The sequence below is a fragment of the uncultured Microscilla sp. genome (genome assembly GCF_947493425.1).
Lineage (GTDB): Bacteria > Bacteroidota > Bacteroidia > Cytophagales > Microscillaceae > Microscilla.
The window spans coordinates 1-377 of sequence record NZ_CANLRP010000537.1; the positions used below are offsets into that span (position 1 = coordinate 1).

Consider the following 377-nt stretch of genomic DNA (forward strand, 5'->3'; position numbering starts at 1 on the left):
CCACCTTTAAAGAAAGATTGATAGGCTTTCTCAAGCCTTTGAAGCACATCCTGGAGGCTTTGAGAAGGGACATCTTTGATCCATTCAACATCCTTGAGGGTTTTGAGCTCCTTATCCAAATCAAAGCGAGACAAGTTAACCCCATAAGCTTTGTAGGCGTATTGTTTGGTCTCCAAAGCAAGGTTATACACAAACCGACAAGCACCTACCCAACTACTCAGTTGCCTGGTTTGGGTAGCCGACAAATTTCGGAGCTTGTATTTGTATGTCTTCACTACTTGGAGCATAATGCAATATACAAAGGAAATATTATTTATCTGACAAATAAATACTATATTTAAGCTATGGAAAAACGCTGGAAAAGCTCTAAAAATAGT

1 protein-coding gene is annotated in these 377 nt (G+C 39.0%); it reads right to left on the minus strand.

Features of this window, described 5'->3' with window-relative positions; genetic code table 11:
• Window positions 1-275 (minus strand): helix-turn-helix domain-containing protein (locus Q0954_RS34610; RefSeq protein WP_299466829.1); only part of this gene is annotated, 275 nt, incomplete at its 3' end.
• Between the last annotated feature and the right edge of the window lie 102 nt (window positions 276-377).